The following is an 18,277-nucleotide window of genomic DNA, read 5'->3' on the forward strand; positions in this document are numbered from 1 at the left end:
ACTCCTTATAGAGTTCCCGTTTACAGGGAACGTAAGCGCAGGTGTGCTTACTCGGTATACGACACCAACCCGGATAGTTCGGAGAGATCAGGAGCGCCAGGCCCCACTGCAAGTAACTTGCTGTCGGTACTCAGTAGCACCACTTGGGGACCGGTAGCATAAGCACAGGCAATTGGAGCCAGACTGGGGGAGGACGTATTCACTCCCCACATAACTGCGAGACCGGTGCTCAGCACCGCAGTGAAAGAACCGTAAGAAGAAGATACTGAAAGAGTGGGCGGCAAATCCGTGGGCACTGTCCCTCCTTCTGCAGGTTCTCCCCAGGCGGACAATTCCCCACCTCTTCCAAGTGCACAAAACGCCGTTGTCGAACCCACCACATGGCTTACTGTCTGCAGGTTTGTTGGCGCTTTACCACCAAATCGCTCATTGCCCCAGGCAATGACAGAACCGTCAAACTTCTGCGCAGCAAAAGCACCGCTGGTGGAAGTGATATGTTCGACCTCTACGAGAGCATTCGCCTCGGTTTCCGGGATAACTCCACCATGATCAGGCGACCCCCATGCAAATACAGTGTGATCTTCTTTCAGCGCACAAAATGCTTGGTCACTTGCACAGAATTGAATGGCGCCGTTCGCTTGCGTTATCCATTGACCATCAGGCCAGGTGTTCCCCCAGCCATACACACGACCGTCGCGCAGCAACACGGTGAAATCTGCCGTGTTACCCAAGACTTTGACTGCTGGGAAAAGTAGAGGAACGGCAGCAGTTGGTATCACTCCACCAAACTTCGGATTCCCCCATGCGACAAGTTGACCGTCGTCTGTCATAGCAACGAAAGCGCCATCAGTAGCCGCAATCGTTTTTACGTTTCGCAGTTGAGCTTGTATCTCGGGTGTAATTACTCCACCGTCGAGGGCACTCCCCCAGGCATGAACGGTTTTGTCAACCTTCAATGCCGCAAATGCACGCCCACCCGATATAACGCAACGAACACCCGACAACTCCGAAGGTGGAAGCATCTCATCGTTGTCGCCCCACCCAAAAACACTTCCATCATCCTTCACCACACTGCCACTGTGCCGACCGCCGAGATTGAATATCCCAGCCATATTGACTGGTCGAAGAACAGTTCGAGCAATAACTTCGTTATCACGCTGAATTATTACGGTTAATGGCTTTTCGGGGTTCGTATCGAAAAAGTAATCACCCACGAAGCCATCGGCAGTACTGTCGTATGTCCATATAATTCTGTCTGAAAGACTTGTTTCTGCACCGACTGACAACGACGCAACTAATCGACTCACATTTGAGTGATAGCGAGGAGCAAGTTGTGACCGCTTACCAACTATATTGATCTGAAAGGTGATTGGTTTACCGACCAAAAAAACTTTCACATCGGAATAACTGGTCGTTCGCCCATCTGCCCATTTGATGGAATAGGACGCCTCGACCGTTCCCCCTTCATTGTCCTTGATCAGGCTGGCGCTGATGGGGAACGGCACCGGTTGACCGGCGGTAAACGAGGACAGCTTGACCGAGTCTTCATAACGACCGGCTTTCGAGCCCAGCCACACACAGAACACCTCGTCATCCTTGACGGTGTTCAGGTATTCCACGATCAACATGGTACCGGCTGTTTCCGCTGGCAATACACCGTCCACCACGCCGTCAACCTTCGGCTCTGGCAACTCTTTCCTCGGTTCGCCGACGTTCAGGATTTCGGCGTGAATCGACTCGCGGATGGCGTGAGTGGCGTTGACGCGGTTCATCGTTCCCAACACCGCGTCGTCGCTCAGCAACTGGTAATACAGTTCCAGCTTGCCGCCTTCGATCTGTTTCAGATGAGGGCCGGGGACGTTGATCAGCAACGGCACGCCGGCCGTGATATCGCCATTGGTAATCGGGCGCAGCGGCAGGTCGGGCAAATAGGTGCTCAGGTCAGGCCGGGTGCCCAGCCAGAACAGTTTGATCGCCTGTCTCGCCGTAAAGGACTTGTCGAATGGAATCTCGATACGGGCCTGTACAAGCTCCGGATCGAGGGCGCCCTGTACCGCGTCGAGGGCGACCGGAGCCTGCAACCGTTTGACCTCGCCAATGACATTGATGAACTGGGTCCTGGACAGCAGGTCAGTGGAGCCGTCGGCCTTTTTCAGGCGAAAGGACAAGCTGATCTGGGTCTTGGCCAGTTGCCGCAACTCGGCATTGGGAATTCTGATTTCGGGGATGCTGGGCACGCTGCCCAGCGGCTGGCCAGTGATTTCGATGTTGATCGGCGCCCCCTCAACCGGTGTGCCCTTGAGCCGAACGATGGGGATGTCACCGACCATGAATTTATTGTTATCCACGGCAAGAATCTGCGCCGTGCCATCGGTACCGCCCAGTACGTCGGCGTCCAGCACGTTGTTCACCGCTTCCTTGCAGATCGGCGCGTCGAGCCGGTCAGCGTCGACCGCCACCACGATGCGCTGCGCGTAACTCCAGTCTTCGGAGCGGTTGTCGGCAACGTCGTAGACTTCATAGGCCACCGCGAGGCCGGCAGTGTCAGAGTCACCGACGGCGCGGATGGTTGCTTCTGTGATGTGCACGACAAGCGGTACTGTGCCGTCGGCCTCATCCTGAGTCAGCGGTCCGAAGAGTACAAACTCTCCCCCCCACGTCACCTGAATCCAGTCGCCGGCCGCTGCGTTGGGATAGGGCTCTGGCCCGCCGTCGGAAGGGCCGATGGTGATTTTCACGCCGGCGGCAACGTTGTTCTTGTCGATGCCGCCCTCGAGAATCTCCCTGGGGATGGTCATTTTCAGGTTCGGGTGGCCCGGGCCTTCATCGGTGTCATGGCCACCGGGGCGAGTGAGCTTGACCCGCACCTGCATGACTTCGGAGGGTTCGGCTGCTCCGCCCAGTCGGGTGACGACGTAGGACAGGCTGGTCGAGCCGTTACTGAAACGGGCGGCGGGCACAAACATCGACAGCGTCGTGTCGACCTCATGCTCGTCGACGGTTTTGTTGAACACCGTCTGGCCGCCCAAAGAAATCACCAAATGGTCGCCCCGGCTCATGACCCCCCATGGCCCGGCACGGCACAGCAGGCCCTGTTTGGGGAAGTTGTCCTGCACCGCTGCGATGTTGAGCCCCCAGACATCCGGCGCTTGCGACACGGGGCCGGTACGACCGGGGACGTCGAGTTCCTTGAGCACCAGCGGTGATGAGTCAGCGGGGTTGTTGACAGTCATGGCACGAGCTCCGATCGAATGGCAGGACGACGGAGGCATTGAACGGCGCTGTAAGCGGTGTTGGCTACTGTCAGAAATTACAGGTGCGTGCAGGTTTAAGACGAACGGTAAAACAGCCCCCTAGGACGCCGATAAAAAACGGCCCGCTAGCCACTTTCTTTGGAACTGAGCAATTAGGTCGCAGGAATATCCAGCGACACCGACATGAACTGGCTGATCCGCGACCGCAGCCATTTCTCCGCCGGGTCGTTGTCATGCACCCCGCTCCACGCCATCGACAGTTGCGCCGCATCAATCGGAAATGGCGGATCCTCGGCCCGCAACGCACAGCCTTCGACCAGCGCACACGCGGCATAGTCCGGCACGGTGGCAATCATTTCGGTGCCGGCGAGCAAGGCGCGCAAACCGCTGAACTGCGGCACGCCGAGCACCACTCGGCGGCGCCGGCCGACCTTGGCCAGGTCCACGTCAATGTTGCCGCTCAGATCCCCCGAGAACGACACCATTGCGTGCGGGCGCTCGCAGTATTCGTCGAGGGTCAGCGGGCCCGGGCGATCATCACCACGCAGGACCTTACAGGGAATGTCGCGCAGTTTCTTGCGCTTGGCGTTGGCCGGCAGATCGGTGGTGTAGCTGACCCCGACCGAGATTTCCCCGGAAGCCAGCAGTGCCGGCATCAGCAGATAGTTGGCGCGGCGTACGACCACGACAATACCCGGTGCTTCTTGCTGAAGGTTGCGCAGCAGCGGTGGAAACAGACCGAACTCGGCGTCGTCCGACAGGCCGATGCGGAACACGTCGCAACTGCTGGCCGGGTCGAACTCTTTGGCCCGGCTGACCGCGCCGGAGATCACATCCATCGCCGGTTGCAGCTCCTGCAGAATCGCCAGCGCACGCGCCGTCGGCTCCATGCTGCGGCCGTTGCGCAACAGCAGCGGATCATCGAACAGATCACGCAAACGCCCCAGCGCGGCACTGACTGCTGGCTGGCCCATGAACAGTTTTTCGGCGACGCGGGTCAGGTTCTTTTCGAACATCAGCGCTTCGAAAATCACCAGCAGGTTCATGTCGACACGGCGCAGATCGTTACGGTTCATGGGCTGCAATTCCTTCTAAGACCGTTCGCAAGTGCCGAGCACTTTACCCGATCAACGGTGGTTTGCATCCGTGTCATGCCTGCGAATTAACAACGATTAACTCGTCAGCCGGCATGTCCCTTCTTAACAATGAAGGCCTCTGCGCAGCGTTGTTTTTCACCTCCACGACACGGACACCGGCCATGGCTCATCTACAGCAATCCGTCGCCCTCGCCCCTGCCAGCGAAACGCCCCGGCCGCTTATCGGCGGCCTCAGCCCGCAACGGGAGCGGCAGGTCAAACAACTGATCCTCGAACGCCTCGGAGAAAGCCTGGAAGTGGCCGAGCTGGCACGCGCCTGCTCATTGTCGCGCAGCCATTTCTCCCGGGCGTTCAAGGCCAGCACCGGCCTCGCGCCGCAGGACTGGATCCGCGAACAGCGCATTGCCCGCGCCAAGCTGCTGATCCGCCACACCGACCTGAGCCTGACGCAGATCAGCCTGGATTGCGGTTTCTGTGATCAGGCACATTTCTGTCACATGTTCACCCGCAGCGAAGGGATCAATCCGTTTGCCTGGCGCTGTCAGGTCATGCGTGAAGACAAAGACACCCGGACACGGCATCTGAGCTTTTGAGCGTTGCGCAGGAGCCCGGCGTTGCACTGATGGCCAAACCTGAGGAATATGCTGCGATACCTTGTAGCCGACGATCTGCGTCTTCACGCAGCGTCCATCTGCCAGGATCGCCGCATCACCGCAGGAGTGCGCTGTTGAGTCTTTCCCCGAATCAGGCCATCGGCTTCGGCCCCTATCGGATTTACACCGGGCAACGATTGGTCATGGAAGGTGACCAGCCGTTGCGGCTGGGACGGCGCGCCATGGATATTCTGCTGATGCTGCTGGCGCATGCCGGGGAAGTGGTGAGCAAGCAGCAACTGCTCGCCGGCGTATGGGCGGACACCGTCGTCGAGGACATCAATCTGCGGGTGCACATGGCCGCCCTGCGCAAGGCACTGGGCGACGGTCAGGCCGGTCAGCGCTATATCGTGACTGTGGCCCAGCGCGGCTACAGTTTCGTTGCCCCACTGACGGTGCACGCCAACGGACAACGGCTACTGGAGGCGGCGCCCGGGCGTCACAACCTGCCGCTGCGCCGTACCCGGATGATCGGGCGCCAGTCACTGGTGGACAGCTTGATGCAGCAACTGCCGCGACAGCGCTGCATCACCCTCATCGGCCCCGGCGGCATTGGCAAGACCACCGTCGCCCTGCGCGTCGCCGAGCAGTTGCTCGGACGCTATCGCGATGGCATCCGCCTGCTGGATCTGGCGCCGCTCAACGACCCGGCGCTGATCGCCTCACAACTGGCGACCCTGCTCGATCTGGCAGTACACGACGGCGCGCCGCTGGCGAGTGTGATCAACGATTTGCGCGAGCGGCAGATGCTGCTGGTGATCGATAACTGCGAGCACCTCATCGATGCCGTGGCGCTGCTCGTCGAGAGCCTTCTGCGCGGCGCGCCGCAGGTACACATTCTGGCCACCAGCCGCGAAAGTCTGCGCGCTGAGGGCGAGTTCGTGCAGCGTCTGGAATCCCTCGATTGCCCGCCTGCGACGAGCCGTCTCGATCGCGAGCAGGCGATGACTTTCGCCGCCCTGCAACTGTTCGTCGAACGAACGATGGGCGCCCATGAACGCTTTGAACTGAGCGACGCCGAGCTGCCACTGGCGATGGAAATCTGCCGGCGTCTGGACGGTATTCCGCTGGCTCTGGAACTGGCGGCAGCGCAGGTCGAAGGCCTGGGCCTGAGCGGCCTGCTGGAACAATGGCAGGATCATTTGCACCCGCTGGCGGCGGGCAACCACCAGCGCCATGCGCGGCATCAAACGCTGCACGCCACACTGGACTGGAGTTTCAATCTGCTCACCCCTTGCGAACAGACTTGCCTGCGCCGCCTCGGGGTGTTTCGCGGCAGCTTCAGTCTGGCCTCGGCCGCGGCGGTGATCGTCGGTCAACACATCGATCCCACGCAGGTGCTCGCATCGGTTACGCAACTGGTGGGTAAATCGCTGCTGAACGTGGAAGTCGGTGATGAAGAAGTGTTTTATCGCCTGCTCGACACCACCCGCCATTACGCCCTGGAAAAACTCGAACTCAGCGGCGAACGCGAAATCCTGCGCGAACGCCACGCCGAACGCTATCTGACGCTGATGGAGCAAGCGCAGACCGAGTGGGAACACACTCCGACCACACAATGGATCGAGCGCTATGCCCGAGGCCTGGAAGACCTGCGCGCTGCACTCGACTGGAGTTTGCACGGCAACGGCTCGCGCCCTCTCGGCATCCGTTTGACCGCGACGTCGGCCGCGTTGTGGCAGGAGCTGTCATTGCTCAAGGAATATGGCGCGCATGTCCGTCAGGCGTTGACCCTGCTCGAAAGCGCGGCACAACCTTGTCCGCGCCTGCAGACAGCCTTGCAACTGGCACTCGGCAGCGCTTGTTATCACACCTGCGGCGGTTCACCGGAAACCATTGAAGCGTTCACTCAGGCTCACGCGCTGGCGCAGCAGCACCACGACGTCGCCGCGCAATTGCGCGCCATTTCCGGCCACCTGGCGGTCAATCTCAGCTGCGGGCATTACCAGGCGGCATTGCAGCAAAGCGAACAATTCGACCGCCTCGGTGGCCACGACGACCCGCTGCTGTCATTGAGCATTCACCGCTTGCGCGTCCTGGCGCTGCACTTTGCCGGCGACCAGCCGCGCGCGCGGATCAACGCCGAGCAAGTGATTCAGCGTATGGCCCACAGTGGTTGTCGCAACCGCTTCACCCACGGCTTTGGCGTGCAGTACGACCAGAGCGTGGCCTCGTTGACCATTCTCGCCCGGGTGTTGTGGCTGCAGGGGTTTCCCGAACAGGCGTGGCGCACCGCCCGGCAGGCGCTGGATATCGCCGTGCAGATCAACCACGGTACGTCGATCTGCTACACCCTGGCATTGGCCAGCTGCCTGATTGCGCATTACAACGGCGACGCCAGGACTGCGCGCGAATTGTTGCAACTGTTGCTGGAGCAGGCGCAAAAGCACTCGGTGCTGCTGTTCTATCGTTGGGGACGGCACTATGCGCAGGTGATCGATGAACGCCTGGCCCCACCCGACGCGCCGGCGGATAACGGGCTGATCAAGGAGCTGATGGTCACGCTCGATGCTCGCCATATCGATGACGCGTTGCTGGAGCGGGCACACAGTGGCGCGGCAGGCTGGAGCACGGCGGAGGTACTGCGGGCCGAGGCTGAGCGGTTATTGGCGGATGAGGCGGATAGTCCGCAGGGACGCCTTGGCGAACAGGCAGAACACCTCCTGCAAAACGCCATCGCCATCGCCCGTGCCCAGGGCGCGCTGGCCTGGGAACTGCGCAGCGCCACAACATTGGCCCAACTGTGGCAGCGCCAATCACGCCACCGCGAAGCATTGGCGCTGCTGACCCCGATCCATCAACGCTTCACCGAAGGCTACGCCACGCCGGACCTGCGCAAGGTGCGCTTATTGCTCGATGCGTTGCATGAACAGTTGCACACCCGCAGTTGATCGATTTGGCCTGCGGTACAGCGCACGATGGTACGCGATAGCGCTCGGTTCAACGCTGGCTTCGGACTGTTCACGGACGTAACAGCGAAGGAGGTTGAGCATTCGATAACGCACCACGTCTGCGCTGCGCTCCACCGTCAGCCATGACTTGGCGGCCAGGCGTTCGATCACCGATTGCAGATGCCCACCGTCGATGACCCGCAGCGCAGCCTCTTCGGTGAAGGCCATCTTGAATACCGACAGGCGCTGCAAGACCCGACGTTCGCAGGGCCGCAGATCCTGATAGCTCCAGTCCAGCGCTGCGCTCATGGATTGATGCCGTGGCTTCGCGGTGCGACGACCATGCCTGAGAAGGTGCAGGCCGTTGTCCAGTTGCGCTTGCAGCCCTACCAGCGCCAGCGCATCGATCTGCGCGGCCGCCAGTTCAATAGCCAATGGCAAACCGTCCAGACGACGACAGAGACTGCACACGGTTCGCAGATCCTGCTCGCGCAGGCTGAAATCGTGCTGCCGGGCACGCGCGCGGCTGACCAGCAATTGCACCGCCGAATAGCCCATGAGCTCATCGATACTGGCCGGTGTCGAGGCCCTGGGAAAGGTCAATGGCGCAATCGGTTGCAGGGTTTCCAGATTGGCCTGCAACGGTTCGCGACTGGTGACCAGCAGCGCCAGCCGCGGCGCCGCCAGTTGCAGTCGCTCCACCAATGCCCGGCATGAGTCACGACACCGCTCGCTGTTATCCAGCAGCAGCAAGGCATGACGCGACGCTAACGCATCGAACGAAAGGTCGAGGGTGCGCAACAGGTGTTCAAGCAGTGACGGCGCATCACCAAGCATGGACAGGTCGATGTACCAGACGCCGTCGCGGTAATGCTGCAACAACAATTCGGCCACCCGCAGCGCCACCGTGGATTTGCCGATGCCGGCCGGGCCTGTCAGTGTCATCAAGCGGCACAGGGGCATTTGCCGGACCAGACGGCCCACCAGCGAATCGCGGCCGACGACCGGAGTCAAGCGGGCGGGCAGATTCTGTTGCGGCGTCTGCAAGGTGTCGAACACGACCTGCGCGACGCTGTCGCCGTGCACCGGCGCGATAAAGCTGTAACCACATTGCGGCACGTTGACGATGTAGCGCTGGCCCTTCTTGCCATCGCCCAGCGCCCGGCGCAATGCGGCGATGTGCACCCGCAGGTTGATCTCTTCGACCACACTGTCCGGCCACACGCGGGCGATCAACTGCTCCTTGCGTACGACGCGACCGGCGTGTTCGACCAGCACCTGCAAAATATCGAGGGCGCGGCCGCCCATACGCAATGGTCGATCCCCGTCGAGGATCAGCCGTTGGCGCAGATGAAAGGCGTATGGCCCGAAATACAACACCGATGCAGCAGGTAAATCTCTGTGGCTGTTCATGCCGTTTTCCAGCGCCAGCGCGCGCGGGCAGCATGCCCTCGGCGCTCAGCGCGTCTCCCTTCCAAGCGTTACCGTTTATCTTGGCAGGCGCAGGTGACGGTACAACCTCCATACAGGGCGCAACACGGACATCCGGATGCACCGGACGGACACAACCGCTCTAGCTGAACTGTTCGCGGTATTGCGCCGGGGTCAGGCCGAGCTTTTCCGCAAACAGAAAACGCATATGGCGCACACTGCCGAAACCACTTTTGTAGGCCACGGTCTTCAACGGCAGCTCAGTGGTTTCCAGCAGATTACGCGCGCAATCGATCCGGGCGTTTTGCAAAAACTCCATCGGCGTCATGTTCACATCCCGCGCAAACAGCCGCGCAAAATGCCGGGTACTCATGTTCGCCAGCGCCGCCATGCGCTCAACGGTAAAGGCTTCGTCGAGATGCTCCAGCACATGGTTCTGCACCCGGGTGATCGCGGTTTCCTGTGGCGCCACTGCGGCCATCAACGGACTGAACTGTGCTTGCCCGCCCTGACGTTTCATCACCACCAGCAACACCTTGGCCACGTCCTGAGCGAGCTTTTTCCCGTGATCCCGGGCGACCACGGCCAATGCCAGATCGATGCCGGCGGTCACGCCTCCCGAGGTAATCAGATTGCGGTCTTCGGTGTAAATCTGGTCGGTTTCCACCTGCGCCTTGGGGAACGCCTTGATCAGACGTTCAGTGTAGTTCCAGTGAGTGGTCACGCGATAACCGTCGAGCAGACCGGCATGCCCGAGCACAAACGCCCCGGTGCAGATCGAACCGTAGCAACCGGACTGCCCCACCGAGCGTTGCAACCAGGCAAGCAGCGCCGGATGTTTTTCGTTATAGGCACCCGGTCCACCCGGCACCAGCAGCAAGTCGAAGGCCTGGGCCGGGTCGTCAATATGGCGGTCGGTCTGCACCTGCACACCATTGGACGCCCGCAGCATCCCGTGCTCGGTGCCCAAGGTGATCAGTTGGTAATGATCTTCAGGTTTCAAGTAGCGATTGGCGACCGAAAACACCTCCATGGGGCCGGCCATGTCGAGCAGGAGAAAGTCGGGGAACAGCACCATTGCCACGGTTTTCATGGGTGAACATCACTGAAATCAAGGGAAGGAACAGACCCGCATTATGGCCAAGTGCGTGACATCCAGCGAAAAGAATGCGTGATCGACTCCACAAAACTGTCAACCTGAGCAGGACAGTATTTCAATTTCGATCTACTTATTGCTTCATTCGATTAACAGTAACCTTCTCCTCACTCGGACGAATCAACGTCCTGCAAGGAGAATTCATCATGCTGACCCTTCGCAAAGCTTCCGACCGCGGCCTCGCCAATCATGGCTGGCTGAAGTCCTTCCACACCTTTTCCTTCGCCAGCTACCGGGATCCGCGTGAACAGGGTTTTTCCGACTTGCTGGTGATCAACGATGACCGCGTGGCGGCCGGCAAGGGTTTCGGCCAGCACCCGCACCGCGACATGGAGATCTTTTCCTACGTGCTTGAAGGTGCGCTGGAGCATAAGGACACCTTGGGCACCGGCTCGGTGATTCGCCCCGGTGACGTGCAACTGATGAGCGCCGGCAGTGGCGTGGCCCACAGCGAATTCAACCATTCGGCCACCCGGCCAGTGCACTTTCTGCAGATCTGGATCGTGCCGGAAGTGGCCGGTGCCAAGCCGCGCTACCAGCAGGAGCACTTCAGCGCGCAGAAAAAACGCGGTCGCCTGCAACTGATCATCTCGCCGGACGGTAGCGATGGTTCGCTGACAGTGCGCCAGGATGCCCGAGTTTACGCCGGGTTGTTCGATGGCAAGGAAAGCGCGACGCTGGAACTGCCCGCCAACCGTTACGCCTACGTGCATGTGGCGCGTGGCAGCGTTGAACTCAACGGCCAGTCGCTGCAGGAAGGTGACGGCGTGCGGGTTCGCGAGGAACAGGCGTTGACCCTGAGCAATGGCGTGGATGCCGAAGTCCTGGTGTTTGACTTGCGTCCGCAAGAGCTGCCGCAAATGCCATGAGGCAGGGTTTCCAAAGCCAACAAAAACGGCCTTCGATTGAAGGCCGTTTTTTTATTTTGGCAACACCGATGATGGCAACTCGGCAGGCTTGGCAGCACCGACATCTTTGCCCGCCTGAACCGCCGCCAAAGTAGTTTGTATCGCTGCATACAGGTTGGCCTGACTGGCGAAATAGCCACCCACGACAATGCTGACCACACCAAACAAATGCACAGCCGTTGCCATCCAGACGTTGGCATTCACGGTACCCGCCTTTTTGAGCGCCTCTTTGGACTCGATGGCAATGCCTTGAATCATCGAGTCGTAGCGTTTATCCCGTTCGACCTGAATGCGCTCATTCACCTTGTCTCGCTCTGCCTGGGAGCAAAGGAACTCTCGAATATCGGCGTGCACTCGCTCTACCCGAGCATCCATTCTTGCTTCGATGGTCTCGATCCTCGCGTTGAATTCTTCACGGCTGATAGCGTTCATGGCTTGTGTGTTACGACCCCTGTTCAATGTGTCAGTGCTTTGATATTGCTCCAATTCCCTGGTTTTCAATCCGATCCCTTCCATGGGTTACCGATACCTGTTCTGGCGCATCACTCACGCCGATTTCCTGGCGCTGCAAGTTGCATCAACAGTAGGGCTGACGCTCCAAGCCCACAAGCCGGCTGGTTCTGCTTTGGATGTAGGGCGTTTCGTCAGTCTATGTAGCTTGTCCAAAGCGCTTTGAGCCGTTACTCATTCTCCAGTGCAAACGCCTCGACAATCTGCTCAATCACCGCCCTGACACGTGCGGTGTGACGTAAGTCCGCGTGGGTCACCAGCCAGACCTCATACGGTTGCGGGCGATTGCGTTCCGGCCAGAGCCTGACCAGGCCATCGCGCTCGCCCATGTACACCGGAATCTCTCCTACGCCCAGACCAGCCGCAATCGAGCGGCGGACCAACAGACTGGAGCTCAGGCTGGCGACGATACGCCCGCGATGCAGCGGCTCGCACACCAGTGTCATGTCCTTGTGCGTCTGCAAATACGGTTGGTAGACCACCAGGTCATGGCCTTCGAACGCCGTACTCTGCGGCGGAATGCCATGGGCGTCGATATACGTCTGTGATGCGAACAATCCCACGGGCCAGCGCGCAATCCGCCGCGCGATCAGATCGGGATTGTCAGGCCGGGTATTACGCACAGCGATGTCCGCCTCGCGCTTGGCCAGGCTAAGTATCTGCGTGGAAGCGTCCAGTTGCACGCGCACGTCCGGGTGCTGCGCGTGCAGGCGGCTAATGGCCGGAATCAGGAAGTCGATGGCCAGTGAATCGGTGGTGCTGACGCGTACGGTGCCGGTCAGACGATCATCCAGGCCCTGAATCTGCCGCTCAAGCGCCAGCGCCGACTGCTCCATTTTTTCCACGCTTTTGAGCGCGGCTTCGCCGACTGCGGTCAGTGCGTAGCCGTCGGACGTGCGCAGGAACAAGGTCGCGCTCAAGGACTTTTCCAGCGCCGTGATCCGTCGCCCGACGGTCGCCTGATCCACCCCCAGAACCCGCGCTGCGCCGCGTAAAGTCGACTCTCTGCATACCGCGAGAAATACCCGCGCATCATCCCAGTTCATGTTGTCCCGCCCGATGCGAATTTGCATCACTATAAAGCCAAATCGCTGCATTACCGCAGCAAAGATAGCCGATATCCTGAGCGCCATAGACCTCCCTCAGGATTGCTGTCATGCGTACATCGACCTCCGCGTTACCGATTTTCTCGGGACTCTGCGCCAGCCTGGTCGGCATTGGTCTGGCGCGTTTTGCCTACACACCGCTTATTCCCTCGCTGATTCAGGCGCAGTGGTTTTCTGCCAACGACGTGGTGTACCTCGGCGCAGCCAATCTGATCGGTTATCTGATCGGCGCCTTGCTCGGCCGGCCGCTAGCGCGGCAGCTGGGCAATAAAAACGCCTTGCGACTGATGATGCTGCTGGTCACCGCAGCGTTTTTTGCCTGTGCATTTCCGTTGTCGGTGAGCTGGTTCTTTGGCTGGCGGTTGCTGTCGGGGATTACCGGCGGCGCAATTATGGTGCTGGTGGCGGCGACTGTTCTGCCCCACGTGCCGGCATCCAGCAAAGGGCTGGCCAGTGGTGCGATTTTTCTCGGCATCGGCCTGGGGATCGCCGCCTCCGGCACCCTCGTCCCGCCCTTATTGAATATGGGCCTGCAAGCGACCTGGTTGGGTCTGGGCGGATTGTCGCTGTTGCTGACCGCAATAAGCTGGTTTGGCTGGCCTGCTGATCTCCCGCACCCGACCGCCACTCACGCAGGCGCGACGGTTGAACCAACCCCCTCCGCCGTCTATTTGCTGTTCGGCCAATACGCATTCATGGCCGCAGGTCTGGTGCCGGCCATGGTTTTTCTGGTGGATTACGTCGCTCGTGGGCTCGCTGCCGGGGCGCAAATTGGCGCACTGGTTTGGGTGATGTATGGCTTGGGGGCAATTGTCGGCCCGGTGAGTTATGGCTTTCTCGCGGATCGGCTTGGCGCGCGGATGGGGATTCGGCTGGTATTGCTGGTACAGGCGATTGCGCTGGGACTGCTGGCGGTTTCCCACTCCTTCATGGCGTTGGCCGTACTGGCAGTGATCATCGGTTCATTCCCGCCCGGCATCGTGCCTCTGGCCCTGGCTCGCGTGCATGAACTGGTGCCTGATCACCATCGCCAGCAAATCGCCTGGAGCCGCGCCACCGTTTCGTTTGCCACCTTTCAGGCGCTGGCCGGATTCGCCTATTCGGCGCTGTTCAATGCCACGGGCGGTCATCACGCAATACTCTTCGTGATCGCCGCAGGGGCGATTGTCGTGACGATTATGTTGGAGCATGCCCTGAAATGGCTGCCCTCAGCGACTGAACCGCGCGTCTGTGAAAATTGAAGGGAATCATTGCCTGCGGGCTGTGCTCCCATCTTCAGAACCTCAAGCAACAGGAATCGACATGACTTTGCCCAGCGAAATGACCCGTATCGAAATCACTCAACCTGGTGGCCCCGAAGTGTTGCAAGCCAAGCGTGTGCCCCTGCCCGTCGCCGAAGCCGGTGAAGTGCTGATTCGCGTGCATGCCGCCGGGATCAACCGCCCCGACGCCCTGCAACGGGCAGGCAAGTACCCGATGAAGCCGGGCATGAACCCGATCCCCGGTCTGGAAGTGGCCGGCGAAGTGGTGGCGCTGGGTGCCGGTGTCAGTCAGTTTGCCGTGGGGGACAAGGTTTGCGCGCTGACCAACGGCGGCGGTTACGCTGAATACTGCACGGTGCCGGCCGGGCAAACCTTGCCGATCCCCGAAGGTCTGGACTGGGTGCAGGCCGCCGCGATCCCCGAAACGTTCTTTACCGTGTGGGCCAACCTGTTCGGTCTCGGCAATGCCCAACGTGGTCAGCGCGTGCTGATCCACGGTGGCACCAGCGGCATCGGTACCACCGCACTAATGCTGTGCCGTGAATTCGGCATCGAAGCCTTCGCCACCGCCGGCAGTGCCGATAAATGCGCGGCAATCAGCAAACTGGGTGGGCAGCCGATCAATTATCGCGAACAGGATTTCGCCATGGTCATCGCCGAAAAAACTGCAGGCCAAGGGGTGAACGCGATTCTCGACATCATGGGCGCCTCGTACCTCAACGCAAATGTCAGCGCGCTGGCGATGGATGGCCGGCTGGTGATGCTGGGCTTTCTTGGTGGTGGCAAGGCCAACGACATCGACCTGCTGGCGATCATGGCCAAGCGTGCGGTGATCACTGGCTCATTGCTACGAGCGCGCACCGCAGAGGAAAAGGCCGACATTGCCGAGCAACTGCGCGAACACGTGTGGCCGGCGCTGACCGCCGGACGCTGCTTGCCGATCATCGACAAGGTTTATTCGCTGAACGATGCGGCCCAGGCGCATGCGCGCATGGAGGGTGGCGACCACATCGGCAAAATCGTTCTGCGGGTGAATTGAGCCGCAGCATTTTGTAATCGTTAAGGGCGCACGGTGGTCGAAAAAGTCACGCGCAGACCGAGCCTTCTGGTAAAAAGCCTTCTTTGTCTGCGCTGTGGTGAACCGTTTAATGTTCCTGTCCTTCATGACCCGTTTGCGTCGTCGCCGTCTGGCGTTCGCCTGCATGGCTGCGCTGATCATTGGCGTGCCGACGAGTTGTGCGGTGCTCGAACACACCGAGCGCAAACTGCTGTTTCGCATCGAACCGGGCACGGCCGGCTGGTATCACGGCCTGCCGGACAGCGTACAGGAGCTCGACCTGCAGCCCAGGAGTTTCAGGGCCGGGGAGAATATTCATGCCTGGTGGTGGCCGGCGGACAAAGCCAATGCACCGGCCATTCTCTATCTGCATGGCGTGCGCTGGAATCTCACCGGACAACTGTTCCGCATCGAGCAGTTGCGCGCGGCCGGCTACTCGGTACTGGCCATCGACTATCGTGGTTTCGGCCAGAGCAAGGGTGATCTGCCTTCGGAAAGCAGCGTGTACGAAGATGCCCGTGTGGCGTGGGAACGTTTCAAACTGCTGCAGCCCGACCCGAGCAAGCGCCTGATCTACGGTCACTCCTTGGGCGGTGCCGTGGCAATTGATCTGGCCGCCGAACTCGGCCAGGACGCGGCTCGGGACCATACCCCGCTGCCGGTCAAAGGCCTGGTGATCGAGTCGACTTTCACCTCTCTCGCCGATGTGGCGGCGGCGGTGGCCAACACTTCGCTGCCGGTACGCTGGCTGCTGTCGCAGAAATTCGACTCCATCGACAAGATCGCCGAGATTCACATGCCGCTGTTGGTGGTGCACGGCATGGCCGACGCGTTTGTGCCGCCACGCTTCAGCGAGCAACTGTTCAACGCCGCCCGACAACCGAAACGACTGCTGCTGGTGCCAGGCGCGACCCACAACAACAGCATGGCGCTGGGCGGACAGAATTATCGCAAGGCGATCGATGCGCTGATGCAGTCCAGACCCGCGCCGCGCGTGGCCGGGCCGGCAGTGGCCCGCAGCGCACAGGATTCCTAGCGATAGCCGCGAGCCTGCAGATCGAACAGCTTGGCGTAGCGTCCATTGGCGGCAATCAGGCTGTCGTGACCGCCCTGCTCCAATATCCGTCCGGCCTCCAGCACAATGATCTGATCGGCGTTGCGCACACTGGAAAAACGATGGGAAATCAGCAGGGTCATGCGACCTTCGGTGTGCTGGCTGAAATGCTCGAACACTGCCGCTTCCGCTGCCGGATCCAGGGCCGAGGTCGGTTCGTCGAGAATCAGGATGTCGGCATCGCGGCGCATGTACGCCCGGGACAAGGCAATCTTCTGCCATTGCCCGCCCGATAACTCCTGACCGCCAGCAAACCAGCGGCCCAACTGTGTGGCGTAGCCGCGGTCGAGCCCTTCAATGAACGGCGCGGCCATGCCTTCGGTAGCCGCAGCCTTCCAGCGAGATTCTTCATTGAACGCCAGGGTATCGCCAACGCCGATATTTTCACCCACGGTGAACTGATAGCGGATGTAGTCCTGGAAAATCACGCCGATGCGCCGGCGCAAAGTGGTCTCTTCCCAATCCTGCAAGTCACTGCCATCAAGCAGGATGCGCCCTTGATCCGGCCGATACAGGCGGGTCAGCAGTTTGATCAGGGTGGTCTTGCCTGAACCGTTCTCTCCCACCAGCGCCACGCTCCTGCCCGGCACGAGGTGCAGATCAATGCCTTCCAGTGCCGCGCGATTAGCGCCCGGATATCGAAAACCAACGTTTTCAAAGCGCAGGCCATCACCCGGGTGCGCGCCGACGGTGAGATGACCGGAATCGGCCAGCACCGGTTCAGCCAGGTATTCGTAAAGGTTCGACAGGTACAAACCGTCTTCATACAAGCCACTGATTGCGCTCAGACTGCTACTGACCGCGCTTTGCCCCTGCTTGAATAACACCAGGTACATGGTCATTTGGCCGAGACTGATATTGCCGTGCACGGCATCGATCACCACCCACGCATAAGCCAGGTAGAACGCCCCGGTGCCGAGCAAGCCGAGACCAAAACCCCAGCCATCGCGACGCAAGGTCAGCCGCCGGTCCTCGGCATAGAGCTTGGCGAACGTGTCCCGATAACGCTGCAGCAGCAACGGCGCAAAGCCGAACAACTTGACCTCTTTGATATAGGCCTCGTGGGACAGCAAGGTTTCGATGTAATTTTGCTGCCGACTTTCCGGGGCCCGGCGGGTAAACAAGCGGAAAGCATCGCCGGAAAAATGTGCCTCGGCAAAGAACACCGGCAACGCGCCGATCACCAGCAACAGCAGTGCCCACGGCGAAAAGTGCACCAACAGCACACCAAAGCTGATCAGCATGATCAGGTTCTGGGTCAGTCCCAGCGACTTCATCACCAACGCCAGCGGTCGAGTCGAGGCTTCGCGGCGTACGCGCACCAGCTTGTCGTAGAACTCGGAGTTCTCGAACTGCACCAGTGACAGGGTCTGGGCTTTTTCCAGAATCAGCGTGTTGACCTTCTGCCCCAACTGCACCCGCAGCAGCGACTGCTGGACCGACAATGCCCGTTGCGTGCCGGACAATAACGCCAATACACCCGCTTCCAACAGGACATAACGCAACACCGGCCACAGCGGGGCATCGCCCTGCTGCGCGTGCAACTGCATCGCGGTCACCACCGCATCGACAATACGCTGCCCCAGCCACGCGGCCAGCGCCGGCAGCACACCGGCAATCAGGGTCGCCAACACCAGCCCCAGAAACAACCCGCGTGATGTCGCCCAAACCAATAGCAAGGCGCGCCGGGTCTGATCGAACAGGGCGTTGAAGCGGGAAATCAAAGGCATGGCAGATCAAGCTCGACAGGTCTTACACGGTGTCATGGTACTCCGCAGGGTTTATCCGTGCTGAAGCGCAGCGTTTTCAGAAGAAAAACATCTGGAAAAACTCCGGCC

At 60.3% G+C, this 18,277-nt stretch carries 13 protein-coding genes; 6 read left to right on the plus strand and 7 right to left on the minus strand.

Features of this window, described 5'->3' with window-relative positions; translation table 11 throughout:
- Nucleotides 1-47: 47 nt before the first annotated feature.
- The gene (locus B1722_RS14805) at nucleotides 48-3,233 is read right to left on the minus strand and encodes a hypothetical protein (protein WP_086793154.1); all 3,186 of its coding nucleotides are present in this window, start codon (nucleotides 3,231-3,233) and stop codon (nucleotides 48-50) included.
- Between the two features lie 173 nt (nucleotides 3,234-3,406).
- Nucleotides 3,407-4,330 carry a LysR family transcriptional regulator gene (locus B1722_RS14810; RefSeq protein ID WP_086793156.1) on the minus strand — a complete coding sequence of 308 codons (924 nt, stop codon included), beginning with the start codon at nucleotides 4,328-4,330 and terminating at the stop codon, nucleotides 3,407-3,409.
- Between the two features lie 182 nt (nucleotides 4,331-4,512).
- Here B1722_RS14810 and B1722_RS14815 point away from each other — a divergent pair, with 182 nt between their 5' ends.
- Together B1722_RS14815 and B1722_RS14820 are read left to right on the plus strand one after the other, a co-directional pair.
- The gene (locus tag B1722_RS14815) at nucleotides 4,513-4,944 is read left to right on the plus strand and encodes a helix-turn-helix domain-containing protein (RefSeq protein ID WP_041066207.1); all 432 of its coding nucleotides are present in this window, start codon (nucleotides 4,513-4,515) and stop codon (nucleotides 4,942-4,944) included.
- A gap of 134 nt (nucleotides 4,945-5,078) precedes the next feature.
- A complete protein-coding gene (locus tag B1722_RS14820; protein ID WP_086793157.1) occupies nucleotides 5,079-7,895 on the plus strand; it encodes a winged helix-turn-helix domain-containing protein in 2,817 nt (938 codons plus the stop codon).
- Here the strand turns inward: B1722_RS14820 and B1722_RS14825 are convergent.
- The gene (locus B1722_RS14825) at nucleotides 7,851-9,308 is read right to left on the minus strand and encodes a winged helix-turn-helix domain-containing protein (protein WP_086793159.1); all 1,458 of its coding nucleotides are present in this window, start codon (nucleotides 9,306-9,308) and stop codon (nucleotides 7,851-7,853) included. The two genes, B1722_RS14820 and B1722_RS14825, sit on opposite strands and share 45 nt — an antisense overlap.
- 160 nt (nucleotides 9,309-9,468) lie before the next feature.
- Nucleotides 9,469-10,419, minus strand: a complete 951-nt coding sequence (locus B1722_RS14830) for a GlxA family transcriptional regulator (RefSeq protein WP_086793161.1) — start codon at nucleotides 10,417-10,419, stop codon at nucleotides 9,469-9,471.
- A 209-nt stretch (nucleotides 10,420-10,628) separates the two neighbouring features.
- Between B1722_RS14830 and B1722_RS14835 the strand changes: the two genes are divergently transcribed.
- Nucleotides 10,629-11,351 (plus strand): pirin family protein, encoded by a 723-nt coding sequence (locus B1722_RS14835; protein ID WP_086793162.1) that lies wholly within the window; start codon nucleotides 10,629-10,631, stop codon nucleotides 11,349-11,351.
- 51 nt (nucleotides 11,352-11,402) lie between these two features.
- Here B1722_RS14835 and B1722_RS14840 read toward each other — a convergent pair whose 3' ends face one another.
- Both B1722_RS14840 and B1722_RS14845 read right to left on the minus strand, forming a co-directional pair.
- Entirely contained in the window at nucleotides 11,403-11,906 is a 504-nt protein-coding gene (locus B1722_RS14840) for a hypothetical protein (protein WP_254616341.1), read from the minus strand.
- Between the two features lie 164 nt (nucleotides 11,907-12,070).
- Nucleotides 12,071-12,946: a LysR family transcriptional regulator gene (locus B1722_RS14845; protein ID WP_041066337.1), complete on the minus strand. Its 876-nt coding sequence runs from the start codon at nucleotides 12,944-12,946 to the stop codon at nucleotides 12,071-12,073.
- 110 nt (nucleotides 12,947-13,056) lie between these two features.
- On the opposite strand from B1722_RS14845, the gene B1722_RS14850 reads away from it, so the two are divergent.
- The 3 genes from B1722_RS14850 to B1722_RS14860 all read left to right on the plus strand — a co-directional run bounded on the left by B1722_RS14850 (nucleotide 13,057) and on the right by B1722_RS14860 (nucleotide 16,361).
- Entirely contained in the window at nucleotides 13,057-14,247 is a 1,191-nt protein-coding gene (locus B1722_RS14850) for a YbfB/YjiJ family MFS transporter (RefSeq protein WP_086793163.1), read from the plus strand.
- A gap of 61 nt (nucleotides 14,248-14,308) precedes the next feature.
- Nucleotides 14,309-15,307 carry an NAD(P)H-quinone oxidoreductase gene (locus B1722_RS14855; RefSeq protein ID WP_086793165.1) on the plus strand — a complete coding sequence of 333 codons (999 nt, stop codon included), beginning with the start codon at nucleotides 14,309-14,311 and terminating at the stop codon, nucleotides 15,305-15,307.
- A 109-nt stretch (nucleotides 15,308-15,416) separates the two neighbouring features.
- The gene (locus B1722_RS14860; protein WP_086793166.1) at nucleotides 15,417-16,361 is read left to right on the plus strand and encodes an alpha/beta hydrolase; all 945 of its coding nucleotides are present in this window, start codon (nucleotides 15,417-15,419) and stop codon (nucleotides 16,359-16,361) included.
- Here B1722_RS14860 and B1722_RS14865 read toward each other — a convergent pair.
- Nucleotides 16,358-18,169 (minus strand): ABC transporter ATP-binding protein, encoded by a 1,812-nt coding sequence (locus B1722_RS14865; protein ID WP_041066184.1) that lies wholly within the window; start codon nucleotides 18,167-18,169, stop codon nucleotides 16,358-16,360. The genes B1722_RS14860 and B1722_RS14865 overlap by 4 nt on opposite strands.
- Nucleotides 18,170-18,277 lie beyond the last annotated feature (108 nt).

Source organism: Pseudomonas sp. SCPG-7 (genome assembly GCF_002156405.1).
Lineage (GTDB): Bacteria > Pseudomonadota > Gammaproteobacteria > Pseudomonadales > Pseudomonadaceae > Aquipseudomonas > Aquipseudomonas parakoreensis.